Origin of the sequence: Streptomyces sp. NPDC001668 (assembly GCF_042893155.1) — a bacterium.
In the GTDB taxonomy this organism is placed as follows: Bacteria; Actinomycetota; Actinomycetes; order Streptomycetales; family Streptomycetaceae; genus Streptomyces.
On the sequence record NZ_JBIAUQ010000008.1, the window covers coordinates 70,551 to 95,309 of the forward strand.

The window sequence follows — 24,759 nt, forward strand, 5'->3', positions numbered from 1 at the left end:
GTGGGCGTCTCGTGTGGGGTCCGAAAGGTCGTTTTCGCAGGTGGGGGGCTGCTCGCACACGGTCGTACGCATGTTCGGTTTTTGGTCTATGGTGGAGGTGAGGCGATAGGGAACTGATGTTCGAGAGTGGGAGGTGCGGATGCCTGGCTTCACTCATCTGCACACCGTCTCCGGGTTCTCCCTGCGCTACGGCGCCTCCCACCCGGAGCGCCTCGCCGAGCGCGCCTCCGAGCGGGGGATGGACGCCCTCGCCCTCACCGACCGCGACACCCTCGCGGGTACGGTCCGGTTCGCCAAGGCCTGCGCGAAGGCGGGGGTGCGGCCGTTGTTCGGGGTGGAGCTGGCCGTGGCGGAGGCCGAGCCCGTACGGCAGGAGCGGCGCCGTGCTCCGGTGCGCGGCGGCGCCTTCGTCGACGAGTCGGCTCCCCGGGTCACCTTCCTCGCCCGGGACGGCGCCCGCGGCTGGGCCGACCTGTGCCGGCTCGTCACGGCGGCACACGCCGACAAGGGGGAGGGGGGCACGCCCCTGGTGCCCCGGGCCGAGAACCGGGGGGACGGGCTGACCGTGCTACTCGGACCCGCCTCCGATGTCGGCCGTGCCCTTGCCGCCGGCCGCCCCGACCGGGCCGCCCGGCTCCTCGTCCCCTGGCGGGAGACCTACGGCGACGCCCTGCGCCTCGAAACCGTCTGGCACGGGCGCGAGGGCACCGGGCCCGGCTCCCTGCGGCTGGCCGCCCGTACCGTCGGATTCGCCGCCGAACAGCGGATCCGGCCCGTGCTCAGCAACGCCGTGCGGTACGCCGACGCCGGCCAGGGCCCGGTCGCCGACATCCTGGACTCCGCCCGCCGCCTCGTCCCCGTCGGCGCCGTCAAGGAACTGGACTCCGGTGAGGCCTGGCTCAAGGACGCGGACGCCATGCTGGCCGCCGCCGAGCGGATCGTGGAGGCCGCGGGCTTCCGGCGCGAGACCGCGTACCGGCTGCTGGAACAGACGCGGGCGACGGCCGCCGAGTGCCTGGTCGACCCCGAGGACGACCTCGGGATCGGCACCGTCCACTTCCCCGAACCGCATCTCGTCGGCGCGGGCCGGCGCACCGCCCAGCGGGCGCTGGCCTCACGGGCGGCGGCCGGGATGGTGCTGAAGGGATACGCGGGCAGGCGCGCCTACTGGGAGCGGATGCACGAGGAACTGGACATCATCGCCCACCACGGCTTCGCCTCCTACTTCCTGACGGTCGCTCAAGTAGTGGACGACGTACGGGACATGGGCATCAGGGTGGCCGCCCGGGGCTCCGGCGCGGGCTCACTCGTCAACCACCTCCTCGGCATCGCCCACGCCGACCCCGTCGAGCACGGGCTGCTGATGGAGCGGTTCCTGTCCACGCGGCGGCTCGTGCTGCCCGACATCGACATCGACGTGGAGTCCGCGCGCCGCATCGAGGTCTACCGGGCGATCATCGGGCGGTTCGGGACCGAACGGGTCGCCACCGTCTCGATGCCGGAGACGTACCGGGTGCGGCACGCGATCCGGGACGTGGGGGCGGCCCTGTCCATGGACCCCGCCGACATCGACCGCATCGCCAAGTCCTTCCCGCACATCCGGGCCCGGGACGCCCGCGCGGCGCTGGAGGAACTGCCCGAACTCAAGGCGCTCGCGGAGGAGTTCCGGCGTGAAGGGGCGCGGTACGGCCGGATGTGGGAGCTGGTCGAGGCCCTCGACGCGCTTCCCCGGGGGATCGCCATGCACCCGTGCGGGGTGCTGCTCTCCGACGCGTCCCTGCTGCGCCGTACGCCGGTCGTGCCGACCAGTGGTGAGGGGCTGCCCATGTCGCAGTTCGACAAGGAGGACGTCGAGGACCTCGGACTGCTCAAGCTCGATGTACTGGGTGTGCGGATGCAGTCGGCGATGGCGCACGCGGTCGCGGAGGTGGAGCGGGCGACGGGGGAGCGGGTCGACCTGGACGCCGTACCGCCGGGCGACCCGGCGACGTATCGGCTCATCCGGTCCACCGAGACGCTCGGGTGCTTCCAGATCGAGTCGCCGGGGCAGCGGGATCTGGTGGGGCGGCTCCAGCCGGCCACCTTCCACGACCTCGTCGTCGACATCTCGCTCTTCCGGCCGGGACCGGTCGCCGCCGACATGGTGCGGCCGTTCATCGAGGCACGGCACGGGCGGGCGCCCGTCCGGTATCCGCACCCGGATCTGGAGCCGCCGCTGCGGGAGACGTACGGGGTCGTCGTCTTCCACGAGCAGATCATCGACATCGTCGACATCATGACCGGGTGCGGGCGCGGCGAGGCGGACCGGGTGCGGCGCGGGCTGTCCGACCCGGAGTCGCAGGGGCGCATCCGGTTCTGGTTCGCGCAGCACGCGGCGGCGAACGGCTACAGCGCGGAAACGATTCAGCGGACCTGGGAGATCGTCGAGGCCTTCGGGTCGTACGGCTTCTGCAAGGCGCACGCGGTCGCGTTCGCCGTACCGACGTACCAGTCGGCGTGGCTGAAGGCGCACCATCCGGCCGCCTTCTACGCCGGGCTGCTCACGCACGACCCCGGGATGTATCCGAAGCGGCTGCTGCTGGCGGACGCGCGGCGGCGCGGGGTGCCGATCCTGCCGTTGGACGTGAACAAGTCGGGGGTCGCACATCGGATCGAACTGGTGTCTGAATCACCTTCGGTGTGGGGACTGCGACTGGCCCTCTCCGACGTGCACGGCATCAGCGAGGCCGAGGCGGCGCGGATCGCCCAGGGGCAGCCGTACGCCTCGCTCCTGGACTTCTGGGAGCGGGCGCGTCCGAGCCGGCCGGTGGCCGGGCGGCTGGCCCAGGTCGGCGCCTTGGACGCGTTCGGCGCCAACCGGCGTGATCTGCAACTGCACCTGACCGAGCTGCACCGGGGCGCCCGCGCCGGCCGCGGGGGCCAACTCCCCTTGTCCGGTGGGCGCAAGACCGCCCCGGCCGGGCTGCCGGACCTGTCCTCCGTGGAGCGGCTCAGCGCCGAGCTGGGGGTGCTGTCGATGGACGTCTCACGCAACCTGATGGACGACCACCGGGAGTTCCTGGCGGAGTTGGGCGTGGTCAGCGCGCGGCGGCTGCGGGAGGCGCGGCACGGCGAGGCCGTGCTGGTCGCGGGCGCCAAGGCGGCCACCCAGACACCGCCCATCCGGTCCGGCAAGCGGGTCATCTTCTCCACCCTGGACGACGGCACGGGCCTGGTCGACCTCGCCTTCTTCGACGACTCCCACGACGCCTGCGCGCACACCGTCTTCCACTCCTGGCTGCTCCTGGTGCGCGGGGTGGTGCAGCGGCGCGGCCCGCGCAGCCTCAGCGTGGTGGGCGCGGCCGCCTGGAACCTCGCCGAACTGGTCGAACTGCGGGACGGCGAAGGCCTCGACGCGGTGGCGGCACGGCTGGCAGAGCCCTTGCCGGGGCGGGCCGGTGACGGGGCCGGTGACGCGGTCGGTGACGCGGCCGGTGACGCGGCCGGGGGTCCGACCGGCGATCCGACCGGCGGCAGGCGAATCCACATGCCGACGGGATACGAACTGCATCCGTGGGCCGATCTGCGACCGGCGGGTCAAGAGGCATCACAGGTACGGAAGTTGTGGCACCAGAGTCCGGGGAGTGCGGGATGACCATCCTCTGCGTACGTTTCCAGCTGCCGCCGACGCGGGAGGCGGCCCTGCCCGAACTGCTCGGCCTCCTGGAGGAGTTCACACCGGTCGTCGAGGCGCTGCCACCCGACCGGGCGCTGGCCGATCTGCGGGGCGCCGAACGCTACTTCAAGCGGGACGCCGTCGAACTGGCCTCGGTGATCCGGGTCCGCGCCCTCGCCCTGCACGGCGTCGACTGCGCGATCGGCGCCGGGCCCGGGCCGATGCTGGCCCGCATGGCGCTGAAGGACGCCCGCCCGGGGCTGACCTGCGCGGTCCCCGAGTCCATGGTCACGGACTTCCTCGCCGACCGGCCCGTCGCCGCGCTCCCCGGCGTCGGCACCGCGACCGCCCGCACCCTGTGCGAGTACGGCCTCGACACCCTGGGCCGGGTCGCCGCCGCCCCCCTGTCCACACTCCAGCGCCTGGTCGGCGCCAAGGCCGGCCGCGAACTGCACGAGAAGGCGAACGGCGTGGACCGCGGCCGGGTCGTCCCGAACGGCGTCTCCCGCTCCCTCGCCACCGAACGCCCCTTCACCCGCGACGAGTTGGACCCCGACCGGCACCGCCGCGCCCTGCTCTCCGCCGCCGAGGAACTGGGCTCCCGGCTGCGCGCCCTCGACAAGGTCTGCCGCACCCTGACCCTCACCGTCCGCTACGCCGACCGCACCGCGACCACCCGCAGCCGCACCCTCGGCGAACCGACGGCCCACTCGGCGGCCCTGACCAGGGCGGCCTACGGCATGTACGAGGCGCTCGGGCTCCAGCGCGCCCGGGTCCGCTGCATCGCCCTGCGCGCCGAGGGCCTCGACCCCGCCGAGCAGGCCTCCCACCAGCTCACCTTCGACCCCACCGACGACAAGCTCCGCCGCATCGAGGAGGCCGCGGACCGCGCCCGGGCCCGGTTCGGACCGCTCGCGGTACTGCCGGGGACGCTGGCCGCGTAGAGCGCGTAGAGCGCGTAGAGCGCGTAGAGCGTGTAGAGGTCGCACCTGGTCGCCGAGGAGGGTGCGCGAGGTCTCGGGGCGGGCCACCTCGCCTCCGGCCTCACCCGCCTGGCCCGGGTCGCGGAGGACTGTGCCGGTCAGCGCCTCCGTCCGCGAGGGTCTGCCTGGGCCCGGACCGCGCACCGGACGCGCGTCGTCACCCCGGCGAGTACCCCGCGGGTGGGCTGGACCAGGACCGTTCGGGGCGCGCAGTTGAGCGGACTCACGTTCGCTCGGTCCGCGGAAACGGTCAGTTGGCCCACGGCGGGGTGATGCGGGTGCCGTCCGCCAGTGTCGCCTCCAGGCCGATGGAGGTGGTGACCCAGGTGAGGGCGGTGTGATCGGTCGGGTTCTCGACGGCGAAGGTCACCCCGGGGGTGACGATCACCGTGTCGCCCGCGGTGATCCGGTGGCTGTCGCCGTCGAGGGTGATCAGGAGCTCGCCGATGAGCAGATGGAAGATCTCCTCGCGGCTCACGGTGTGCGCCGGCGCCTTCGTCCCCGCGGGGATCTCGCCGCGCCAGGCGCAGAGCTCCTTGGCGCCGCTGAGGGGAGTGGCGTACGAGACGAAACGGGCGCCGTGGATCTCATGGGTGACGGCTTCGGACGAGCGGACTACGGGCATGCGGGACCTCCGTGAGAATGGTCAAGCGAGAAATGGTCAAGCAGCTTGACTATATGACTCCATGGTCAAGCTGCTTGACCAATTCGTCAAGGGTGTTTCAATGCCTGGGTGCAGAACTCCGAAGCCCTCGCCCTGTCCGCCGTCCTGCTCGCCGCCGCCGGCGATCTGACCCAGCGCATCAACGACGGGGTCGTCGCCCGAGGGTTCGAGGCGCGGCCCGCCTGGGGCTTCGCGTTCACACGGCTCGCGCCGGACGGGGCCACGGTCACCGAGCTGGCCGCCCATCTCGGGGTGACCAAGCAGGCCGCCAGTCAGCTGGTCGAGGAGATCGTGCGCAAGGGATACGCCGAGCGGCGGCCGCATCCCGGGGACGCGCGGGCCCGGCTCGTCGTGCTGACCGAGCGGGGCTGGGCCTGCACCCGGGCGGCGGAGGAGGCCGCCGCGGAGGCCGTGCGGGCGTGGGTCGACGTACTCGGTGAGAGTGAAGTGCGCGCGTTGCGCGAGCGATTGGGGCGGATTGCTCCCTATGGTCCCATCAGGCCTGCCTGGTGACGGTTCATCAATGGGTGCACCCGACGTGGTTACCACTGGAAGTTTTTACTGACGCGTAACTTCACAAGTGCACTACCCGTCCGTAACTTTCGAATTGAACAGCATCCTCGTGATCCGGGTCACAGGGCGTAAGGCCATCGCAACTCCCTTGAGCCGCAAGGAGATCACCCGATGCTGCCCTGGAAACGACTGCTCAGACCCCTCGCCGCCCTGCTTCTGACCGCCGCGGTCGCCGTCGTCCCCGCCGCCGGAGCCGCCCAGGCGGCAGACGCCCCGAGCAGCGGCTGGAACGACTACTCCTGCAAGCCCTCCGCCGCCCACCCCCGCCCCGTCGTCCTCGTCCACGGAACCTTCGCCAACTCCGTCGACAACTGGCTGGCCCTCGCCCCCTACCTGGAGAACCGCGACTACTGCGTCTTCTCCTTCGACTACGGCCAGCTCTCCGGCGTCCCCCTCTTCCACGGCCTCGGCCCCATCGACAAGTCGGCGGAGCAGCTGAAGACCTTCGTCGACAAGGTGCTCGCCGCCACCGGCGCGCCCGAGACCGACCTCGTCGGACACTCGCAGGGCGGCCTGATGCCCCGCTACTACCTCAGGTTCCTCGGCGGGGCCGCCAAGGTGAACGCCCTCGTCGGCATCGCCCCCGACAACCACGGCACCACCCTGTCCGGCATCACCAACCTGCTGCCGTACTTCCCGGGCATCCAGGACCTGCTCACCACCAACACCCCCGCCCTCGCCGACCAGGTCGTCGGCTCGCCCTTCCTCACCAAGCTCAATGAGGGCGGCGACACCGTCCCCGGCGTCAAGTACACGGTCCTCGCCACCAAGTACGACGAGGTCGTCACGCCGTACCGGAGCCAGTTCCTCAGCGGGTCCGGCGTCCACAACGTCCTGCTCCAGGACCTGTGTCCGCTCGACCTCTCCGAGCATGTGGCCATCGGGCTGTTCGACCGGATCGCCTTCCACGAGGTGGCCAACGCCCTCGACCCCACCCACGCCACCCCCACCACCTGCGCGTCGGCCTTCAACTGACCGATGCCGGGGCCTGTCCGACCTGAGCCGCCGGTCAGGCCCCGGAGTTCATGTCGTCAACGGCCGTGCCGCCCACCGCGGCTCCCGGAGCGCTCCGGGGGCGTGCCGACTGCGTCGGGTCGTAGCCCGGCTTGGTCGCACGCTCGTCGCCGGCCAGTCAGCGCGGGCCAGGTCCAGCCCCTCCGCGGAGCACTGCGGGACCCGGCTGACCGGGTCGCCGATCGAGCCGTGCGCCGACGCGGGTGCGGTGTGCGGGCATGGGGGATCTCCTCGGAACCGGTACTGATGGGTGCCGGATCAAAGAAACCCTGAAATCCCCAGCCTGTGACGGTCGGTGGCGATCTTTATGGCCCTCTTAAGGGAGCGCTGAGACGGAGATCAGGTAGATAGCGTGCGCGCATGACGAACGAGGAGATCCGGCCCGCCGACGCGGGCGACGTGCCCGCCGTGAAGGCCGTGACCGACGCGGCGTACGAGCACTACATCGAGCGCATCGGACGGGTGCCACGGCCCATGGAGCGGGACCACGCGGCGAACGTGGCCGCGGGGCAGGTGTTCGTCACGGGCGACCCCGTGGTCGGGCTCGTGGTGGTCGAGGAGTACCCGGACCATCTGTACCTCGACAACATCGCCGTCCGGCCCGATGCCCAGAGACAGGGCGTGGGCGGACGGCTGCTCCGGTTCGTCGAGGCACGCGCGCGGGCGCTGGGGCTGCCCGAGGTCAGGCTCTTCACGAACGCGATGATGTGGGAGAACCAGGAGATCTATCCGAAGTTCGGTTATGAGGTCGTGGATCGGCGAGTGGACGGGCCCTACGACCGCGTCCACTACCGCAAGCGACTGGTCTGACACGGAGCATGCCTGCCACCGTCAGCCGTCGGGCCACCAGGTCCGCGCGATGTCCTTGCGGACCTCGGGTCGTCCCGCCGGGCGCTCGTCGGCCTCCTCGCGGATCCGGCGCGCGTCAGTCCTCTTCAGGGGCTTCTGCACGGTGGTACGGCGCATGGCTGCCTCCTTCAGTGCCTACCGTGTTCCGCGATTTCACGGAGGTAGACCCTTTGGGGGAGAGTTCCTCATCGGTCACTGGTCTGTCAGTGGCGGCTGTCACGATTCGAGTGTCAGTGGCGGGTGTCACTCTTGGGTGCATGACGGAGAACGGTGACAGCAGGGGCGGGGCGTCGGACGTGGACTGGGACGCCGAGGCGGCGTCCTTCGACGAGGAGGCGGACCACGGGTTGCGCGACCCCGACGTGCGGGAAGCCTGGGCCGAGCGGTTGCGGGGGTGGCTGCCGGAGAGAGCGTCCGACGTCCTCGACCTCGGGTGCGGGACCGGAAGCCTGTCGCTCCTCGCGGCCGAGCAGGGACACCGGGTGACCGGGGTGGATCTTTCCCCCGCCATGGTGGAGCTGGCCCGCGCGAAGCTCGCCGGGCGTGACGCGGTGTTCCTGGTCGGTGACGCCGCGGTACCGCCGGTCGGGGAGCAGCGGTTCGATGTCGTCCTGGTACGGCATGTGCTGTGGGCGCTGCCGGATCCCGGGCGGGCGCTGCGGCGGTGGTGGGGGTTGTTGCGGCCGGGCGGGCGGCTGGTGCTGGTGGAGGGGGTGTGGGGGGCGGTCGGGATACCGGCCGAGGTGGTGAGCGGGTTGGCGGAGCCGCTCGGTGGTCGTGTGCGGGTGGAGCGGTTGTCGGGGGACTCCCTGTTGTGGGGGAAGGACGTGGACGACGAGCGGTATGCGGTGGTGGTGACGGGCGGCTAGAGGGGTGGGAAGCGGCCCGCGCCCGTGGGGTGGGTCAGCTGCTCCAGTTCGTTCAGAGCCGCCCATGCCGCTGACGCCGCCTCGGGGTCCCTCTCCCTCAGACCGCTCTCCTCGAACTCGTCCTCGTCCAGGCGCAGCACTTCCGTGCCGTCCGCCGAGACCCACAGGTCGAGGTCCAGGTCCTCGACGGCCAACTCCGTGCCGTCGAGAGTCGCCGGGCGGGTGATGTCGCAGTACCAGCCCTTCAGGGTGCCGTCCGAGGAGCGGACCTCCTTGACGGCGTACCAGCGGTCGCGCCAGTAGTGCTCGGTGAAGACGTCGCCGGGCTCGAAGCGGACGAAGCCGAAGTCGCGGACGCCCTCCCCGGCCCAGCGGGCGCGGACCGTGACGCGGGTGCCGTCGTCGGTGAGGAGCTCGGCCGGGTAACGGATCTTCGTGCGGCCCGCCTTGAGCAGGACCACGTCCAGGAAGGGCTTCGGCTCAGGTGAGTTCGCGGACATGGCGTACCTCCGTGGCGCAGATCTCGTATCCGAACCACTTGTTGATCGCGAGCATGGGTTCGTTGGCGGCGTCGTTGCCGGTGAGGGCCTCCGTGCAGCCGGCGGCGCGGGCGCGGTGCAGGGAGGCGTTCTTGGCGAGCTTGGCGAGACCGCGGCCGCGGAAGGCGCGGGCGGTGCCGGTCATGGCGGTGGCGTAGCGGCCGGCCCCGTCGGTGTGGGCGGCGCTGAAGGCGGCCGGGCGGCCGTCGACGAGGGCGATCGTGGTCAGGGCGTGGTCGAGGAGAGGGTGCTTCCAGTTCTCCTCGAGCCACGCCTTGTAGTCCGTGAGCTCGGTGCCCACGTCGCTCGGTTCGTCCCCCGCGGTCTCCGCGTCCAGCCGGAAGAAGGGCAGTGGGTCGTCCGCGAAGTCGGCGGCGGTGCGCAGTTCGACACCCGGGGGAGGGGTCTGGAGCGGGGGCAGTGCGGTGTTCGCCAGGTCCAGGCGCAGGAAGTGCGCGGAGCGGCTGGGGCGATAGCCGTGCCGCTCGGCGAAGACACGGTTCTGCGGCTCGTCCAGGACCCAGGAGAACAGCTTGGTCGCCCCGTGCGCCGCCAGGTGCTCCTCGGCGGTGCGGACGAGGAGGGCGCCGGCGCCGCGCCGGACGCGGTCCGGGCGTACGTAGATGTTGTGGTAGCCCTGGCCCGGCTCCGGGCTGTCATGGGCGAGGCCGATCTGGGCCGTGCCGATCACCTCGCCGTCCTCCTCGGCCACGAGGGAGCGGTAGTGCGCGTCCGGGTGGGTGTGGAGGAGGCGGTGCAGCACGCCGGCCGGGGTCCACAGCGCGAAGGGAAGGGCCCGATGGCGCGCATGGGCGAAGCTCTCGACGTCGGCCGGGTCCTGGGGGCGAAGGTCACGCACGATCACAGTCATGAAGGCGCACGTTACGGGGGAGGCCTGCCCGGGTGCCTCTCATTTTCCGGTGGGTGCGGGACAATCGGCTCGTGACCTTGAAGATCCACATCGATGACAGCGCACCGCCGTACGAGCAGGTGCGGGTGCAGATCTCCGAGCAGGCGCGGGCGGGGGTGCTGCCGGTCGGGTACCGGCTGCCGACCGTGCGGGGGCTCGCCGAGTCGCTCGGGCTCGCCGCCAACACCGTCGCCAAGGCGTACCGGGTGCTGGAGGGCGACGGGGTGATCGAGACGCGGGGGCGCAACGGCACGTTCGTGGCCGCCGCCGGCGGGGCCGCGGCACGGGAGCTGGCGTCCGCCGCTCAGGCCTATGTGGAGCGCGCCAGGCGGCTGGGGGTCACGGAGGACGACGCCTTGGCGGCGGTACGGGATGCGTTGCGGGCGGTTTACGGGGCGGGAGGAGCGTGACGCCGGGCCGTAACGGCATGGCCGTCGCCGCGGCGGAACAGGAGCCGGCGTCCGCCGCGCAGGCGTACGTGGAGCGGGCCCGGCGGCTCGGGCTGACGGAGGACGACACCCTGGCGGCCGTACGGGACGCGCTGCGGGCGGCCTACGGGGGGGCTGAGCAAGAGGCGGCCTACGGGGCGGGCTGAGCAAGAGCGGCGAAGGTTTTCGCGTTCCGTACCGCGGCACCGTTCGGGTCGTTGTTGAAGTACACGTACACGTCCTCGCCCCCCGCCCAGGTCGTCCCGATCCGCTCGGCCCAGGTCTCCAGGGACCGTCTGCCGTAGTGCGGCCAGGGCTGCGCCCGGCCCTGGTGGAAGCGGACGTACCCCCAGTCGGTGGTACGCCACAGCGGGCTCACCGGGCGGGCGCGGACGTCGGCCCAGCACAGGGCCGCGCCGCGGGCCTCCAGGACCTCGCGGGTCTCGGGTGTCCACCAGGACTCGTGGCGGGGTTCGACCGCGACCCGGGTCGAGGCGGGGAAGCAGGCCAGGCAGGCGTCCAGCAGGTCCGTGTCGGCGCGCAGGGTCGGGGGGAGCTGGAGGAGCACCGGGCCCAGACGGTCGCCCAGTCCCTCCGCGTGGCTCATCAGGCGGTCCACCGGTTCCCGCGGGTCCTTCAGCCGCTTGATGTGGGTGAGGTACCGGCTCGCCTTCACCGCGACCACGAAGTCCCCCGGCACCCGCTTCCGCCACGCCTCGAAGGTCTCCCGGGTCGGCAGCCGGTAGAAGGCGTTGTTGATCTCGACCGTCGGGAAGTGCGCCGTGTACTCCTCCAGCCAGAGCCGCACGGGGACACCGTCGGGGTAGAGGACGCCCCGCCAGTCCTTGTACTGCCACCCCGACGTGCCGACGAACAGGGTCATACACCCATCAAAGCACTACAGATACAGCCCCGCGTCCGGCCCGGGCCGCGGCTCCGGCACCGACGTCGGAGACGTCCCCCGGCGCAGCGCGTACAGCTCCGCCAGGGTGGCTCCCTCGCGGCCGACGCCCTCCTCGGTGCCGAGCCAGCCCACCGCCTCCCGGCGGGTGAGCGGGCCCACCTCGATACGGGCCAGACAGCGGCCGGGGCGGACCACGGCGGGGTGCAGGCGCTCCAGGTCCTCGTTGGTCGTGACACCGACCAGGACGTTGCGGCCCTGGCCCAGCAGACCGTCTGTCAGGTTGAGCAGGCGCGACAGGGCCTGGCCCGCGGTGTGCTTGGCCTCGCCGCGGATGAGTTCGTCGCAGTCCTCCAGGAGCAGCAGCCGCCAACGGCCCTTGCCCGTCGAGTCGTCCTCGCCGATCGCGATGTCCATCAGATAGCCGACGTCGTTGAACAGCCGCTCCGGGTCCAGCACGCAGTCCACCTGGCACCAGTCCCGCCAGGAGCGGGCCAGTGTGCGCAGGGCGGAGGTCTTGCCGGTGCCCGGCGGCCCGTGGAGCAGCAGCAGGCGGCCCGCGATGTCCTCGGGGGTCGTCTTCATCAGGCGGTCCATAGCCTCCGCGACCGGCGCCGTGTAGTTCTCCCGGACGTCGTCCCAGGTGCCCGCGGAGATCTGCCGGGTGGTGCGGTGCGGGCCGCGCCTGGGGGAGACGTACCAGAAGCCCATCGTCACGTTCTCCGGCTGCGGTTCGGGCTCGTCCGCCGCGCCGTCGGTGGCCTGGTCGAGGACCTTCTTGGCCAGCTCGGCGTCGGTCGCCGTGACGGTGACGTCGGCGCCGCGGTTCCAGCGGGAGATCAGCAGGGTCCAGCCGTCGCCCTCGGCGAGCGTCGCACTGCGGTCGTCGTCGCGGGCGACGCGCAGCACCCGGGCGCCCGCAGGCAGCAGGGTGGCGCCGGTGCGGACCCGGTCGATGTTGGCCGCGTGGGAGTACGGCTGCTCGCCCGTCGCGAAGCGGCCGAGGAACAGCGCGTCGACGACGTCGGACGGCGAGTCGCTGTCGTCGACGTTGAGCCGGATCGGCAGCGCGTCGTGTGGGTTCGCAGACATGCGGCCCATGATCCGGCACGGGACCCCCGGACGCACCCGGTTTCTGTGGTGCGTCGCTTGTGTCGCGTCTGTTCCCTCTTTCCGGTCTGTCCTCTACCTCCTGTTACAGAGCTGTGCATCTACGGCATCTGCCCCCACAGGTGTGTTCGCGGATACCGTTGCCCTCGATGGGACGTCATGGGTGGTACACGGGGGCACGGCGGTGGCGGCTCACCGCTCTGCTCGGTGTGGGCGCGGCGGCTCTGGCGCTGATCGTGACCCTCCTCAACACGCTGCCGGGCAGCGGTGCGGGCACCGACGGCACCTCGCGCAACGGCGACAGGGTCCACGGCACTCCGACGACCACGCCGGACGCGGACACCCCGGAGGTCGGCTGGGGGTTCACCCACACCCAGTTCAGCGCCGACGAGGGCAGCTCCGCGGCCACCGAGCGGGTCGGGCAGGAGCTCAAGGGCGTCGGCGGGCTCCCGCAGAACCAGCACATCATGGGCTGGGGCGCCGACAACCCCGAGCCGGTCAAGGGGCGTTACGACTTCGAGGACCTGGACCGGCGCGTCGACTTCATCCGCGCCTCCGGCTCCACACCGGTCCTCACCCTGTGCTGCGCGCCCGACTGGATGAAGGGCGGCAAGGCAGGCGTCGGCAACACCGACTGGAGCAAGGCGGCGCTGGAGACCGCGCCGGACCCCGCCCACTTCAAGGACTACGCGGCACTCGCCGCGACCGTCGCCAAGCGCTACCCCGACGTACGGCACTTCATCGTCTGGAACGAGTTCAAGGGCTTCTGGAACAACGGCAGGGCCCGCTGGGACTACGAGGGTTACACCCAGCTCTACAACCTGGTCTACCAGGCGCTGAAGAAGGTCGACCCCAAGATCATGGTCGGCGGTCCGTACCTCGTGATGGACAGTGTCGACCCGCGCTCCGAGGACGCCTCCGCGACCTTCAAGGGCCCCTGGGGCGCGATGGACCAGCGGATCCTCGACGCCTTCGACTACTGGAACAGGAACAAGGCCGGCGCCGACTTCGTGGTCGTGGACGGCTCCAGCTACACCAACGACGACGAGATGCTGCCGAACGAGTTCGCGGCCACCGACAAGTTCACCGCGGTGAGCCGGTGGGTGCGGCAGCGGACCGGGAACCTGCCGCTGTGGTGGGCCGAGTACTACGTCGAGCCCGCCGACAGCAGGGACGAACGCGAGGGCTGGTCCGAGGACCGCCGGGTCGCGGTGCAGGCCGCCGGGATGATCGCGCTGGCCAGGGGCGGCACCACGTCCGCCCTCTACTGGAACCCGGAGAACGAGAAGGGCACCGCCTGCGCGGGCTGTCTGTGGACACCGACCAGCGGCAGCGGCGGAGGCCAAAAGCTGCCGATGTTCGACCTCGTCAGCCGCTTCAGCAGGGCCTTCGAGCCCGGGAGCACGTACGAGAACGTCTCCGTCGCCGCCGACGACGTGCCCAACGTCCGGGTCCTCGCCACCGGCACAACAGTCCTGGTGGTCAACACCCTCAACCGGAAGATCAGCGCGCAGGTCGACGGGAAGCGGTTCGACATGCAGGCGTACGAGGTCAAGTGGCTCACCCGCTGAGCCACTTGACCTCCGAAAGAACCTCCGAAAGAACCTCCGAAAGAACCTCCGAAGGCGTCACTTCATCGTCAGGAACCGCTGCACCAACGCCGCCAGGAACACCGCGAGCAGCGGCAGCGCGAACCAGAAGGTGCTCTGCAGCCACCGCAGCTGCCGCACACTCGGCCGTACCGCGACCCGTACCACCTCTCGGGCCGACAGCAGCAGGATCAGCGCCAGCGCGGCCAGTGCCCCCACCACCGACCACGGTGTCCAGGTCACCTGCGGGCCGATCGGTCCCGGGTCGGCCTTCGGGACCTTCCCGGCGGGCTGGTCCCGCAGGGCGTACATGGTCACGTCGTCGTTGGTGAGGACCCGCTTGAGCTCCTTGCGGCTGTCGAGGTTGTCGAGCAGCCGCGGCTCCCACGTCCCCGAATAGCCCACGTCCAGGCGCAGATACGTGACCTGGCTGACGTTGACCATCAGATACGAGTTCGGGCCCGCGTCCTTGAGCGCCTTGACCAGCCCGGACACCAGCACCGGGTCGGTCGGCGCCGGCGTGGGCACATAGGACACCTTCTCCATGTCCCTCGCACCCCACGGCATCGCCGGCGTCACGTTGTTCACCGTGTCGTTGGACAGCCACAGCAGCCGGACCGTCGGGTCGTCGTGGGCGTACACGTAGTCCATGGCGGCGACCTCGCCGGGCTGGATCCGCTCGAACGGCTCGTTGCCCCACCGGGCCACCAGGAAGCCGCCGACGAGCAGCAGACCCGCCATGAGCGCGGCCACCGGGGCGAGACTGACCCGGTCCTTCTCGCGCTCCTTCGCGGTGACCCCGGTACGCGGGAAGAGCGCCAGCGCGGCGAGCAGGCCCGCGCCCGGCAGGGCGAACATGAAGACCCGCAGGGCCATTTCACCGCCGTACGACTGCATGCCGAAGCCGAGGAACGGCACGAAGGTCAGGACGAGCAGGGCGGCTTCCCGGTACTTGTGGTCGCGGCGGCGCCACCAGCCGTAGCAGGCCAGCGCCATGACCCCGCCGGCCAGCAGCACGCGGACGTACAGGACCAGCTTGTGGGTCGAACTGCCGCCCTCGATACGGCCGGATACCGACGAGGAGACGTTGCCGCCGACGCCGCCGACCCCGCCGAACAGGTCGTCGAAGTGTCCCGACCAGTACGGCTCGGCCATCCAGCCGATCCAGGCGGCCACCATGACGGCGAACAGCACGGGCAGACCGCGCAGTTCGCTGCGGCCGATCAGGACGAGCACCGCCAGCACGCCGAGCATCACGAACGGGGTGAGCTGGTGGGCGGGCACGCTCGCCGCGAACAGACCGATCACCACCCCGAGCAGGACGGCCCGTTGGCGGCGGTTCGTGGGTTCGACCTCGGCCTCGCCGGGCCGCCGCTTCGTCCAGATCACGCGCGGGGCGCGGAACCAGACGAGCAGGACCGCCACGAACACCAGGTACAGCAGATAGGTGAAGCCCTGCGGGGAGAAGTAGTCCTGGCCGACCCAGCCGCTGAGCACGAAGATCCAGATGCCGGTCCACTTGGCCCGCCAGCTCGCCCGCATGTGCCGTACCAACAGGAACATCGGGACCAGGTAGGCGAGTTGGATCGCCGTCGGCCACCAGCGGATGACTTCGGTGAAGTCCGTGACCCCGCAGGCCCGCGCCACGAAGGCGGCCACCGCGAAGAAGCCCGGCCAGCTCCAGCGGGCGTCCAGGTCGGGCACCGCGGAACCGGTCCGGTCGATGTAGTCGATGAACCCGAGGTGCTGCCAGGCCGTCGCGAACCGCGGCTCGGCCTCGATCACCGCGGGCAGCGCGTGCAGCGAGAACACGGTCGCCACCAGCGTGATCAGCAGCAGCGCCTTGTGCTCGCGGCCCAGCCAGAGCAGCGAGGCGAAGACCACGACCAGCAGGGCCGCGCCGGCCAGTGTGGGCAGCGGCAGGACCGAGATCAGCCCGAGCCCGCCCATCCGGTCCAGGTCGCTCTCGCCCAGGCCGAGCGCCGGCACCCAGTACAGGAGCAGCGCGACGGCCAGCAGGCAGCCGAGGAACACCCCGAGCCAGGTCGGTTGCAGCCGTTCCCGCAGGGACGGCGGCCGCGGCGGCTCCGCGGGCAGCGGCATCTCCTCCGGTACGGCGGGCTCGTCCGGTACGCCGATCTCCTTGCCCGCGTCGAAGGCCACCTCGAACGGGGCGTCCACCTCGGGCTCGGAGGGCCCCACGGAGGACTCGGACCCCGGCTCCCGCTCTTCCACGGGCAGCCCGAGGTCGGGCAGCTTCTGCAGGGCCCAGGTCGGCCGGTCGCGTGTCACGCCCGGCACCGGAGTGCCGGTGGGCGGGGTACCGGGTCCGGGGCGTACGTCGGGCCGGCGTTCCTGGTGGTCGAAGTCGACGTGGATGCCCAGCGCGAGGGTGTCCTGGTCGAGCGCCCAGCCGGGGCGGCGGGTGCGGCCGGCGGCCGGTACCTCACGCGCCCCGAGGTCGGCGAGGTCACCGTCGGGGGCCGCGTCCGCGGGGACCTCGGCGGCCGACGCCTGCCGGACCGTCCGGTACAGCCTGGGCGCGGCGATCGCGACGATCACCGCGAGCGAGGAGATCTCGGCGACGCCCGCTCCGGTCAGCCCCATACGGGGCAGGAGCAGCAGCGTCAGACCGAGCACCAGCACGCACAACAGGCCCTGCAGCCAGGCAAGTCCGGAGGTGCGGCTCTGGGCGCGCAGCACGGCGAAGTACGTCTCCATGACGACCCGGAGCACCGCGCCGACGGCGAACCAGCGCAGCAGCGGGGTGGCCGCGTCCGCGTAGCCCGATCCGAACACACCGAGGATCCAGGGCGCCCCGAAGAACAGGATCCCGGCCACCGGCAGCATGATCCGTGCCATCCGCTTCAGCGCGGCACGGGTGTTGGCGGCCAGGCGTGACGGGTCGTGCGAGCCCTCGACGGTCAGCGAGGCGCCCATGTTGATGGCGAGCAGGTTGCAGGTGCCGCCGATCGTCGTCGTGATGTAGAAGTACGCGTTGTCCTGGGAGCTGACCTGGGAGGCCACGATCACCGGGACCAGATAGACCACGGCGAGCGAGAACAGCGAGCCGGTGTAGTCGCCCGCGAGGAAACGCCCGATCTCCCTGAGGGAAGGCGGCTTCGCGTGCTCCTCGGTCGCCTTCACATGGCGGGGCGCCAGGCGCCGGAACACCATCCAGCCCAGCGGAAGGACGGAGACGGCGATCGCCGCGACCCACGACACGAAGACACCGGCGGTCGGGATCGCCACCGCGAACGCGACCAGCAGCCCCAGCTTCACCGCGGAGAACACGGTGTTGCCGACCGGCACCCACAGCGCGCTGCGCAGCCCGGTCAGCACGCCGTCCTGGAGCGTGAGCACGTTCCAGGCGACGACGGCGGCGATGAAGCCGAGGCCGTTCACCGGTCCGTGCAGGAACCGGTACGACGGCCCCCACGCGTCCAGGGTGAGCAGGAAGACGGCCGCGGCGATCGCCACGAGCACCGAACTGCCCATGTAGGTACGGGCGATGAGACGCCCGGTGGCCCGGCCCGCGACGGGGATGAAGCGGGCCAGCGCTCCGGTCAGGGTCACCGCGGTCAGTCCCGCGAGGAGTTTCATCGCGGCGATCGCGGCGGAGCCCTGGCCCACCGCCGACTCGGAGTAGTAGCGGGCGGCCGCCAGCCAGAAGCCGAGGCCAAGGACCGCGGAGATACCGGTGTTGAGCATCAGCGCGTAGGCGTTGCGGAACAGCTGGTTGCCGCCGCCCGCACCCTTGCCCAGTCCGGGCAGCCCCTTGCCCAGTCCGGGCAGCCGAAGACGGCGCCCCGGCTGCGCGGGCGCCTTCGCCGCGGTCGACTCGGGCTCGGTCGTGGTCGTCGTGTCAGACACGGGAACGGGAGACCTTCCGGCGGACCTGTCGTGCTCTTCGGACCAACGCGTACCCCTTGGTGAGGGCACGGTCCCTGGCGAAGTCCCGGGCGATCGCCCGGCCCTGGACGAGCCGCTCGAACTCCTCGGCCGTGGTGGCGCGGCGCACGGTCAGCCGGGTCAGCGCGTACGGCCCCTGGCGGCGCCGCGCGAGGCCGTTGTTCACGGCGAGCGCCTGGCCGTACCCGGTCTCGCGCACCGCCTCGCGCACCCGGCGGCTGGAGTAGCCGTACGGGTAGGCGAGCGAGGCCGGCGCGGTGCCGAGCTCGTCGGTGACGATCTCCCTGGAGTGGATCAGCTCGTGGCGCAGCGCGGTGTCGTCGAGCTGGTCCAGCTGCGGGTGGGTGTGGGTGTGGCCGCCGATCTCGACGTCCGCCGCGGCCAGTTCGCGCACCTGGTCCCAGTCCAGCATGGTGTCCAGGCCGCCGCCCATGTCGTACGGCCCCCTGATCCAGCCGGTGGAGACGAACACCGTGGCCGTGAAACCGTGCTTGGCGAGCACGGGCAGGGCGTGGCGGTGGACGCCCTCGTAGCCGTCGTCGAAGGTGATCAGGACGGGCCGCCCGGGCAGCGGGCGGCCGTCACGCCAACAGGCCGCGAGCTCGGCCGCCTTGACCGGAGTGAGCCCCAACTCGCCGATGAGTTCCATCTGCCGGGCGAAGGACTCGGGGGACACCGACAGCACGCGGGTGGCGTCGTTCGGGTCGGCGGCGACCGCGTGGTACATGAGGATCGGAACGGGCGGCTCAGCCATCTCTGTCCCCCTGTATCTCCTGTATCTCCGCGACCGAGAACGTGGCCCCTCCGCGCCGCGCCCGCACCGTGCCCACGACATACCCGCCGGCCGCCGTGAACACCCCGGCGACGATCGCGCCCGCCCGGCCCGCGCCGCCCGGCCGGGCCAGCGCGGCGTCCCGCAGCCCGCGCACCACACCGGACGGCAGCACCCTGGTGGCGTACCGGCGCTCCGACTCAAGTCCCTTGTCCGCGCCCACACTTCGGGCCACCAGCGCCTTGGACAGGCCCTCCGCGTACGCGCGCGTGCGGAAGTACCCGAAGTGCTCGCGCGCCTCGGGCACCCGGTGGTGGATCACCGCCCGGTCGTCGATCAGCAGGACCGCGTCCGGTCTGGCCCGGCTCAGCCGGATGCACAGCTCCGTCTCCTCGCAGCCCAGCGGACGCTTGTCGCCGTCCCGTCCGATACCGGTGGCGAAGCCGCCCGCCGCGTCGAAGGCGCTGCGGCGGAAGGAGGCGTTGCCGCCGAGGACGTTGCGCACCCGGACCAGGCCGGACGGGATGCCCTTGTAGGTGCAGCCGACCACCCAGTCGAACTCCTCCGGGAACCAGGCAGGGCGGTGGCCGGACGCCCAGATCGGCACCGTACGGCCGCCGACCGCCATGACGTGCGGATCGGCGTATCCCGCGGCGAAGTGCCGCAGCCAGTCCCGCTCGGCGACGGCGTCGTCGTCCAGGAAGGCGATCACCTCGCCGCGCGAGGCGGCGATCCCGGTGTTGCGGCCCGCGGACAGGCCGCGGGGGCCCGCGTTGGCGAACACGCGGACCTCCCCGCTCTCCAGGAAGTCCTTGTACTCCTTGGTCAGCCGGTCCAGGAGCACCGGATTGTGGTCGACGACCAGCAGCGTCTCCAGGGCCGGGTACGACTGCGTCCGCACCGAGGCGACCGCCGCGAGGATGTCCTCCCAGCGGTCCTCGGTGTACACGCAGATCACGACCGAGATGTCGGGACCGCTCAAGACACCTCTCCCCGGCGTGAGTCGAGCATCGGCGAGTGGTGGGCCCGGCGCCGCAGCGCACGCCGGTTGGACCGCTCCCCGAGGATCACCTTGAGCACCCGGAGCCCGTCCCGGACCGCCCGCAGGTTGCTGGCGCCGTGGATGCGCAGGTACTCGTAGCTCGGGATCTCCTGCACCTTCAGCCCCGCCTTGACGACCCGGATGTTCATCAGGGTCTCCACCTCGAAGCCCGTGCAGTCGAGGTCGATCTTGTCGAGGCAGTGCCGCCAGAAGGCGTTGTAGCCGTAGCAGAGATCCGTGTAGCGGGCGCCGAACTTGCGGTTGACGATGGTGCACAGCGCCCAGTTGCCGAGCTTGCGGATGAAGGTCATGTCGTCGGTGCCGCCGCCGTTGGCGAAGCGGGACCCCTTGGCGAAGTCCGCGCCCGAGACCAGGGCGGACACATAGGAGACGATCTCGTTGCCGTCGGCGGAGCCGTCCGCGTCGATCATGACGACGATGTCACCGGTGCAGGCCTCGAACCCGGTGATCAGGGCGTCCCCCTTGCCCTTGCCGTGCTGCTTCACGACCTTGACCTCGGGCCACAGCTCACGGGCCACCGCGACGGTGTCGTCCGTGGAGTTGCCGTCCACCAGGACCACTTCGTGGATCCAGTCGGGCAGGGTCTTGAAGACGTACGGAAGGTTCTCCGCCTCGTTCATGGCTGGTATGACGACACTCACCGGTGGCGTGATGGCCAGGTGAGTGGAGATGGGCCGGTACTGGCTGGCTGTCGGCACATCCTGGCCCGCAGTCGCCGGGCGCAGAACTGAACTCATGAGTCTGGTTCCCTCTCGTCCGGTGGACCGCCCGCCCCTGGGCGGTCCGGCTTTTTGCTCCGGTTCGAAAGGGGGGTTCTCACTCACGGCATGCCGGAAAAGATCTCCGTACCTGCCGGGTGAGCTGGCAAAGCTGGCCGATCGCCGTCGTGCTGTGCTTGTTCTCCAAGAGACGACAGCCGGTCGCGCGGCACGACTCGGTCACAAGTGCGGTCACCGAGCACGGCACCCCCCTACCGCGCCCCGCGCCCCCCGTCGCGGTCCTTGAGCCCTCCCCTAGAGCCGCTCGATGACGGGACGGTGCGGGTGTGATGTATGACGGTATTGACGTTTGGACCTGTATGGCAAGACCTGGAACGAGGCCTCACGTTTTTGTTGGTTTGACCGTTACAGACGCACCGGAACGGATCTTTCCCACTTTCTTCAACAGCCGGTCGGCGGGTTCGAACAGCTCCGGCCGCGCCACCACGGCGTTGCGCAGTGCCCGCACCGGAACCCGGCGGACGCGGTGTCCGACCGCGACCGGGTGCCGGCGGGTCACCCACCCCTCCGACACGGTCAGTTCCCGTGTCTTCAGGGAATCCTTGTACTCCTTCTGCCCCCGGCCCAGATCGAGGTGGGCGATGCCGTCGGCGGCGGCCGCCTCGGCCATGCGCAGATGCAGGATCAGGCCCGGGGAGTACTTCGCGTACTCCGGGTCGTACGCCGGGAACCAGCAGGCGAGAACGCGTTCGGTGCGCAGCCCGAAGTGGGCGGCGACCGGCTTCCCGTCGGCGTACAGCACCGAGAGGATCCCGGCGAACGGGTCGGAGCGGGTGTGGAACAGCTGCTCCACCAGCCGGGTGATCCACTCGTGCGCGAAGCGGTCGCTGCGGCCGGTCCTGCGGTACTGGGCGGACTTCCAGCCCATCAGGGTGCGCAGGGCGGCCGGGTCCCGCTCGTCGTGGACGTAGCGCACCCCGCTCGCGGTGCGGGCCAGCTTGCGCTCCTTGGCGAGCGTGGTGCGGGCGAACTTCGGTGAGCGCTCCCGCAGTCCGATCAGATATGTCTCGTACCCCTGGTCGACGTCCATCACCGGGGAGGCGAACCTGCCGGAGGCCCCGGCCTCGAACGGCCCCTGGCCCTCCACCAGATGATCGAACTCCCAGACGGCGAGCCCGCAGGCGCGCAGCAACTCCCGCGCGTCCCAGGTGAACCCGGGTCGGTGCACCATTCCCTGGGCGTCCGAGATGCCGAGGCCGACGGCCCGGCCGACACCCGTGGCCGTCCTCTGGAAGGGGAAGAACGCGGCGGGCTCGCCCCGCTCCCGTACGACGGCGATCCGCACCCCCCGCCTGCACCGGCCCACCGCGAGCGCGAACTCGGGGGACAGGAACGGGTTCGCGAGTCCCGGCGAACCCTGGAGATGGGCCTTGGACTGCAGAGCGGTCCACGCCACCCGGTCGGCCGCGCTGAGCTCGCCGGGGCGGTACACGCTGATGTCCACGTCAGAGGCCCCGGCCCTTCGCCGTACGGCGGCGCCGCATCAGCACCAGCAGGAGGATCAGGGCGCTGATCACGGCCATCGCCATGACGCCGCCGCGCGCCGACCAGCGGTGCGTGGCCAGCATGCCCTGGGCCACCAGCATGTTGAGGACGACCGAGCCGGCCAGCGAGGTCAGCACCCGGGCGAACGGATCGAAGCCGCGCAGGGCGGCGGCGATGCCGGCGGCGGGTGCCGCGAGCAGGAAGAAGAGCGTGAGCGGGGCACGCAGCGGCGAGTCGGAGCCGGAGAGCGCGAGCAGCGCGCCGAATCCCCCCACCGCGGTCGCGGCGCCCGCGAGCAGCGGCGTCAGGTCTCTGCCGGACTCGGTCGAGGATGTCCCGGTACGTGTGGTGTGCATGGGCGACGTTTCCCCCCAGAAAGCGCCGGATGCCGGGCTTCAATGTCGCGCAGTGCCGTGGGAGCCGTCAAGGCCGTCTGGTACGTACGTGGACATGGGTGTTCCCCGGAGACGCAGAGCGCCTCCGGGGAACGGGCGTTGACGTCGTACGGGTGTGCAGGTCCTACGGGACGAGCTTCAGGAGCTTGTTGGGCGAGCCGGTGCCCGGGCTGGTGACCGCGTTGGACGTGGCGCCGCCCACCAGGGCCGTGGCGACCTGGGCGGGGGTGGCCGAGGTGTGGCCGGCGAGGTAGACCGCGGCGGCGCCCGCGACGTGCGGGGTCGCCATCGACGTACCGGAGATGGTGTTGGTCGCGGTGTCGCTGGTGTACCAGCCCGCCGTGATGGAGGAGCCGGGGGCGAAGATGTCGAGCACCGAGCCGTAGTTGGAGTAGCCGGCCCGGGCGTCGGTGCTGGTGGTGGCGCCGACGGTGATCGCCTCGGTGACGCGCGCGGGCGAGTACGAGGAGGCGTTGGCGCTACTGTTGCCCGCCGCGACGGCGTAGGTGACGCCGCTCGCGATGGAGTTCCTGACGGCGGTGTCCAGGGTGGTGGACGCGCCGCCGCCGAGCGAGAGGTTGGCGACCGAGGGACCGGAGTGGTTGTCGGTCACCCAGTCGATGCCGGCGATGACGCCCGCGGTGGTGCCGGAGCCGGCGTTGTCGAGCACGCGCACCGCCACGATCTTCGCCTTCTTGGCGACGCCGTAGGTGGAGCCCGCGATCGTGGTGGCCACATGGGTGCCGTGGCCGTTGCCGTCGGAGGCGGTGGTGTCGCCGTCGACCGCGTCGTAGCCGTAGGAGGCGCGTCCGCTGATCTGGGTGTGGGTGATGCGGACGCCGGTGTCTATGACGTACGCCGTGACGCCGCTGCCCGCGGTGTCCGGGTAGGTGTAGGTGCCGGAGAGCGGGAGCGCGGCCTGGTCGATGCGGTCCAGGCCCCACGGGGCGCTGGACTGCGTGGTGTCGGCCAGGTGAACGGTCTGGTTCTGCTCCACGGCGGCCACCGACGGGTCGGCGGCGAGTCTCTTCGCCTCGGTCGCGGAGAGCGTGGCGGTGTAGCCGTTGAGCGCGGAGCCGAAGGTCTTCCCGACGGTCCCGCCGTACTCCTTGATGAGCTCATTGCCCTCGCCGGACGAGGCCTTGAAGCCCGCGGTCCTCTTGAGCGTGACGATGTAGCTGTCCTTGACGGCCGTGGGGGAGCCGGCGGCGAGGACCTTGCCCTCGGCCGGGGCGGCCTCGGCGGGCAGGGCGGTGAGCCCGCCGACGAGGGCGGTGGCCGCCAGCGTCGCGTTCCGCTCCGGGCCGAGGTAAAGGCTGGGTCATCTACACGGGCAGAACAAGGGAGTTGAGGAGGAGTCAACAAACCTGTCATGTCCACGAAATCAACGTCACTTTTGGCATGGACACTTCCCGTCGATGCACCTGCTTGCTACGACAGATGTGGCAGAGATCCTGCTAAAGGGAGGTTCCATGAGACGTTCCCGATTTGCCGCGTACGTCGGCTCGCTCCTCCTCGCCCTCGCCGCCGTCCTCACCGGGACGGGCACCGCCCACGCCGCCGAAGGCCCCTATGTGGCCCTCGGTGACTCCTATTCCTCGGGTGTCGGCGCGGGCAGTTACATCAGTTCAAGCGGCGACTGCAAGCGCAGCACGAAGGCCTACCCCTACCTCTGGGCGGCCGCCCACTCACCCTCGTCGTTCGCGTTCACGGCCTGCTCAGGCGCTCGTACGGGTGATGTTCTGGCGAACCAGCTGACCCCGCTCAGCTCCGCCACCGCGCTCGTCTCCGTCAGCATCGGAGGCAACGACGCCGGCTTCGCCGACGTCATGACGACCTGTGTGCTCCAGTCCGACAGCTCCTGCCTGTCCCGCATCAACACCGCCAAGGCCTACGTCGACTCGACCCTCCCGGGCCAGCTCGACTCCGTCTACTCGGCGATCAGCGGCCGGGCCCCCAACGCCCACGTGGTCGTCCTCGGCTACCCACGCTTCTACCAGCTCGGCACCACCTGCCTCGGCCTCTCCGAGACCAAGCGGAAGGCCATCAACGACGCCGCCGACTACCTCGACACCGCGATCGCCAAGCGGGCCGCCAACCACGGCTTCGCCTGGGGCGACGTCCGCTCCACCTTCACCGGACACGAACTGTGCTCCGGCAGCGCGTGGCTGCACAGCCTCAACCTGCTCAACATCGGCGAGTCCTACCACCCGACCGCGGCCGGCCAGTCCGGCGGCTATCTCCCGGTCCTGAACAGCGCGGCCTGATC

At 71.1% G+C, this 24,759-nt stretch carries 23 protein-coding genes; 10 read left to right on the forward strand and 13 right to left on the reverse strand.

Translation table 11 applies throughout. From position 1 onward, the window contains the following. Positions 1 to 139: 139 nt before the first annotated feature. Both ACFYZ8_RS24525 and ACFYZ8_RS24530 read left to right on the forward strand, forming a co-directional pair. On the forward strand, positions 140 to 3,634 hold the full coding sequence (locus ACFYZ8_RS24525) for a DNA polymerase III subunit alpha (protein WP_388536251.1): 3,495 nt from the start codon (positions 140 to 142) through the stop codon (positions 3,632 to 3,634). Further along, the gene (locus tag ACFYZ8_RS24530) at positions 3,631 to 4,599 is read left to right on the forward strand and encodes a hypothetical protein (RefSeq protein ID WP_388536249.1); all 969 of its coding nucleotides are present in this window, start codon (positions 3,631 to 3,633) and stop codon (positions 4,597 to 4,599) included. The genes ACFYZ8_RS24525 and ACFYZ8_RS24530 overlap by 4 nt, the downstream gene beginning before the upstream one ends. Before the next feature lie 289 nt (positions 4,600 to 4,888). Here ACFYZ8_RS24530 and ACFYZ8_RS24535 read toward each other — a convergent pair whose 3' ends face one another. After that, positions 4,889 to 5,263, reverse strand: coding sequence for a cupin domain-containing protein (locus ACFYZ8_RS24535; protein ID WP_388536247.1), 375 nt, complete (start codon positions 5,261 to 5,263; stop codon positions 4,889 to 4,891). Positions 5,264 to 5,371: 108 nt separating this feature from the next. Here ACFYZ8_RS24535 and ACFYZ8_RS24540 point away from each other — a divergent pair, with 108 nt between their 5' ends. The 3 genes from ACFYZ8_RS24540 (at position 5,372) to ACFYZ8_RS24550 (ending at position 7,699) form a co-directional block, all read left to right on the forward strand. Beyond that, entirely contained in the window at positions 5,372 to 5,815 is a 444-nt protein-coding gene (locus ACFYZ8_RS24540) for a MarR family winged helix-turn-helix transcriptional regulator (protein ID WP_359031922.1), read from the forward strand. A 171-nt stretch (positions 5,816 to 5,986) separates the two neighbouring features. Then, positions 5,987 to 6,850 carry an alpha/beta fold hydrolase gene (locus ACFYZ8_RS24545; protein ID WP_359031923.1) on the forward strand — a complete coding sequence of 288 codons (864 nt, stop codon included), beginning with the start codon at positions 5,987 to 5,989 and terminating at the stop codon, positions 6,848 to 6,850. A gap of 399 nt (positions 6,851 to 7,249) precedes the next feature. Continuing rightward, positions 7,250 to 7,699 carry a GNAT family N-acetyltransferase gene (locus ACFYZ8_RS24550; protein ID WP_388536245.1) on the forward strand — a complete coding sequence of 150 codons (450 nt, stop codon included), beginning with the start codon at positions 7,250 to 7,252 and terminating at the stop codon, positions 7,697 to 7,699. A gap of 21 nt (positions 7,700 to 7,720) precedes the next feature. On the opposite strand, the gene ACFYZ8_RS24555 is transcribed toward ACFYZ8_RS24550, so the two are convergent. Beyond that, positions 7,721 to 7,855: a hypothetical protein gene (locus tag ACFYZ8_RS24555; RefSeq protein WP_123759758.1), complete on the reverse strand. Its 135-nt coding sequence runs from the start codon at positions 7,853 to 7,855 to the stop codon at positions 7,721 to 7,723. A gap of 140 nt (positions 7,856 to 7,995) precedes the next feature. Here ACFYZ8_RS24555 and ACFYZ8_RS24560 point away from each other — a divergent pair, with 140 nt between their 5' ends. Then, positions 7,996 to 8,607 (forward strand): class I SAM-dependent methyltransferase, encoded by a 612-nt coding sequence (locus tag ACFYZ8_RS24560; protein ID WP_388536243.1) that lies wholly within the window; start codon positions 7,996 to 7,998, stop codon positions 8,605 to 8,607. Here ACFYZ8_RS24560 and ACFYZ8_RS24565 read toward each other — a convergent pair. Further along, positions 8,604 to 9,107, reverse strand: coding sequence for a DUF402 domain-containing protein (locus tag ACFYZ8_RS24565; protein WP_388536241.1), 504 nt, complete (start codon positions 9,105 to 9,107; stop codon positions 8,604 to 8,606). The genes ACFYZ8_RS24560 and ACFYZ8_RS24565 overlap by 4 nt on opposite strands. Beyond that, positions 9,088 to 10,017: a GNAT family N-acetyltransferase gene (locus tag ACFYZ8_RS24570; RefSeq protein ID WP_388536239.1), complete on the reverse strand. Its 930-nt coding sequence runs from the start codon at positions 10,015 to 10,017 to the stop codon at positions 9,088 to 9,090. The genes ACFYZ8_RS24565 and ACFYZ8_RS24570 overlap by 20 nt, the downstream gene beginning before the upstream one ends. 71 nt (positions 10,018 to 10,088) lie before the next feature. Between ACFYZ8_RS24570 and ACFYZ8_RS24575 the strand changes: the two genes are divergently transcribed. Next, a complete protein-coding gene (locus tag ACFYZ8_RS24575; protein ID WP_359031928.1) occupies positions 10,089 to 10,466 on the forward strand; it encodes a GntR family transcriptional regulator in 378 nt (125 codons plus the stop codon). Further along, positions 10,463 to 10,651 carry a hypothetical protein gene (locus ACFYZ8_RS24580; protein WP_388536237.1) on the forward strand — a complete coding sequence of 63 codons (189 nt, stop codon included), beginning with the start codon at positions 10,463 to 10,465 and terminating at the stop codon, positions 10,649 to 10,651. The genes ACFYZ8_RS24575 and ACFYZ8_RS24580 overlap by 4 nt, the downstream gene beginning before the upstream one ends. Here ACFYZ8_RS24580 and ACFYZ8_RS24585 read toward each other — a convergent pair. Next, positions 10,636 to 11,367, reverse strand: coding sequence for a DUF72 domain-containing protein (locus ACFYZ8_RS24585; protein WP_388536235.1), 732 nt, complete (start codon positions 11,365 to 11,367; stop codon positions 10,636 to 10,638). The two genes, ACFYZ8_RS24580 and ACFYZ8_RS24585, sit on opposite strands and share 16 nt — an antisense overlap. 15 nt (positions 11,368 to 11,382) lie before the next feature. Next, positions 11,383 to 12,477: a DUF5925 domain-containing protein gene (locus tag ACFYZ8_RS24590; protein ID WP_388536233.1), complete on the reverse strand. Its 1,095-nt coding sequence runs from the start codon at positions 12,475 to 12,477 to the stop codon at positions 11,383 to 11,385. A gap of 167 nt (positions 12,478 to 12,644) precedes the next feature. Between ACFYZ8_RS24590 and ACFYZ8_RS24595 the strand changes: the two genes are divergently transcribed. Next, on the forward strand, positions 12,645 to 14,066 hold the full coding sequence (locus ACFYZ8_RS24595) for a xylan 1,4-beta-xylosidase (RefSeq protein WP_359031931.1): 1,422 nt from the start codon (positions 12,645 to 12,647) through the stop codon (positions 14,064 to 14,066). A 57-nt stretch (positions 14,067 to 14,123) separates the two neighbouring features. Here the strand turns inward: ACFYZ8_RS24595 and ACFYZ8_RS24600 are convergent, their stop codons facing one another. From ACFYZ8_RS24600 to ACFYZ8_RS24630, 7 genes are all read right to left on the reverse strand, one after another. Then, positions 14,124 to 17,957, reverse strand: coding sequence for a lipopolysaccharide biosynthesis protein (locus tag ACFYZ8_RS24600; RefSeq protein WP_388536230.1), 3,834 nt, complete (start codon positions 17,955 to 17,957; stop codon positions 14,124 to 14,126). Then, positions 17,950 to 18,750: a polysaccharide deacetylase family protein gene (locus ACFYZ8_RS24605; protein ID WP_388536228.1), complete on the reverse strand. Its 801-nt coding sequence runs from the start codon at positions 18,748 to 18,750 to the stop codon at positions 17,950 to 17,952. Before ACFYZ8_RS24605 ends, ACFYZ8_RS24600 begins: the two co-directional genes overlap by 8 nt. After that, the gene (locus ACFYZ8_RS24610; RefSeq protein WP_388536226.1) at positions 18,743 to 19,750 is read right to left on the reverse strand and encodes a glycosyltransferase family 2 protein; all 1,008 of its coding nucleotides are present in this window, start codon (positions 19,748 to 19,750) and stop codon (positions 18,743 to 18,745) included. The genes ACFYZ8_RS24605 and ACFYZ8_RS24610 overlap by 8 nt, the downstream gene beginning before the upstream one ends. Beyond that, the gene (locus ACFYZ8_RS24615; protein ID WP_359031935.1) at positions 19,747 to 20,568 is read right to left on the reverse strand and encodes a glycosyltransferase family 2 protein; all 822 of its coding nucleotides are present in this window, start codon (positions 20,566 to 20,568) and stop codon (positions 19,747 to 19,749) included. Before ACFYZ8_RS24615 ends, ACFYZ8_RS24610 begins: the two co-directional genes overlap by 4 nt. A 364-nt stretch (positions 20,569 to 20,932) precedes the next feature. After that, positions 20,933 to 22,054, reverse strand: a complete 1,122-nt coding sequence (locus ACFYZ8_RS24620) for a GNAT family N-acetyltransferase (protein WP_388536224.1) — start codon at positions 22,052 to 22,054, stop codon at positions 20,933 to 20,935. A gap of 1 nt (position 22,055) precedes the next feature. After that, on the reverse strand, positions 22,056 to 22,451 hold the full coding sequence (locus ACFYZ8_RS24625) for a hypothetical protein (RefSeq protein WP_359031937.1): 396 nt from the start codon (positions 22,449 to 22,451) through the stop codon (positions 22,056 to 22,058). 163 nt (positions 22,452 to 22,614) lie between these two features. After that, the gene (locus ACFYZ8_RS24630; protein ID WP_388536337.1) at positions 22,615 to 23,775 is read right to left on the reverse strand and encodes a S8 family peptidase; all 1,161 of its coding nucleotides are present in this window, start codon (positions 23,773 to 23,775) and stop codon (positions 22,615 to 22,617) included. A 187-nt stretch (positions 23,776 to 23,962) separates the two neighbouring features. Between ACFYZ8_RS24630 and ACFYZ8_RS24635 the strand changes: the two genes are divergently transcribed. Beyond that, positions 23,963 to 24,757: an SGNH/GDSL hydrolase family protein gene (locus ACFYZ8_RS24635; protein ID WP_388536222.1), complete on the forward strand. Its 795-nt coding sequence runs from the start codon at positions 23,963 to 23,965 to the stop codon at positions 24,755 to 24,757. Positions 24,758 to 24,759: the final 2 nt, after the last annotated feature.

Bases quoted from the DNA above. Each gene is read 5' to 3' on its own strand.
- ACFYZ8_RS24635 (WP_388536222.1), top strand. From the start codon at position 23,963: ATGAGACGTTCCCGATTTGCCGCGTACGTCGGCTCGCTCCTCCTCGCC.
- ACFYZ8_RS24560 (WP_388536243.1), top strand. From the start codon at position 7,996: ATGACGGAGAACGGTGACAGCAGGGGCGGGGCGTCGGACGTGGACTGG.
- ACFYZ8_RS24555 (WP_123759758.1), bottom strand. From the start codon at position 7,855: ATGCGCCGTACCACCGTGCAGAAGCCCCTGAAGAGGACTGACGCGCGC.
- ACFYZ8_RS24585 (WP_388536235.1), bottom strand. From the start codon at position 11,367: ATGACCCTGTTCGTCGGCACGTCGGGGTGGCAGTACAAGGACTGGCGG.
- ACFYZ8_RS24525 (WP_388536251.1), top strand. From the start codon at position 140: ATGCCTGGCTTCACTCATCTGCACACCGTCTCCGGGTTCTCCCTGCGC.
- ACFYZ8_RS24530 (WP_388536249.1), top strand. From the start codon at position 3,631: ATGACCATCCTCTGCGTACGTTTCCAGCTGCCGCCGACGCGGGAGGCG.
- ACFYZ8_RS24565 (WP_388536241.1), bottom strand. From the start codon at position 9,107: ATGTCCGCGAACTCACCTGAGCCGAAGCCCTTCCTGGACGTGGTCCTG.
- ACFYZ8_RS24625 (WP_359031937.1), bottom strand. From the start codon at position 22,451: ATGCACACCACACGTACCGGGACATCCTCGACCGAGTCCGGCAGAGAC.
- ACFYZ8_RS24550 (WP_388536245.1), top strand. From the start codon at position 7,250: ATGACGAACGAGGAGATCCGGCCCGCCGACGCGGGCGACGTGCCCGCC.
- ACFYZ8_RS24605 (WP_388536228.1), bottom strand. From the start codon at position 18,750: ATGGCTGAGCCGCCCGTTCCGATCCTCATGTACCACGCGGTCGCCGCC.
- ACFYZ8_RS24535 (WP_388536247.1), bottom strand. From the start codon at position 5,263: ATGCCCGTAGTCCGCTCGTCCGAAGCCGTCACCCATGAGATCCACGGC.
- ACFYZ8_RS24570 (WP_388536239.1), bottom strand. From the start codon at position 10,017: ATGACTGTGATCGTGCGTGACCTTCGCCCCCAGGACCCGGCCGACGTC.
- ACFYZ8_RS24545 (WP_359031923.1), top strand. From the start codon at position 5,987: ATGCTGCCCTGGAAACGACTGCTCAGACCCCTCGCCGCCCTGCTTCTG.
- ACFYZ8_RS24615 (WP_359031935.1), bottom strand. From the start codon at position 20,568: ATGAGTTCAGTTCTGCGCCCGGCGACTGCGGGCCAGGATGTGCCGACA.
- ACFYZ8_RS24590 (WP_388536233.1), bottom strand. From the start codon at position 12,477: ATGTCTGCGAACCCACACGACGCGCTGCCGATCCGGCTCAACGTCGAC.
- ACFYZ8_RS24595 (WP_359031931.1), top strand. From the start codon at position 12,645: ATGGGACGTCATGGGTGGTACACGGGGGCACGGCGGTGGCGGCTCACC.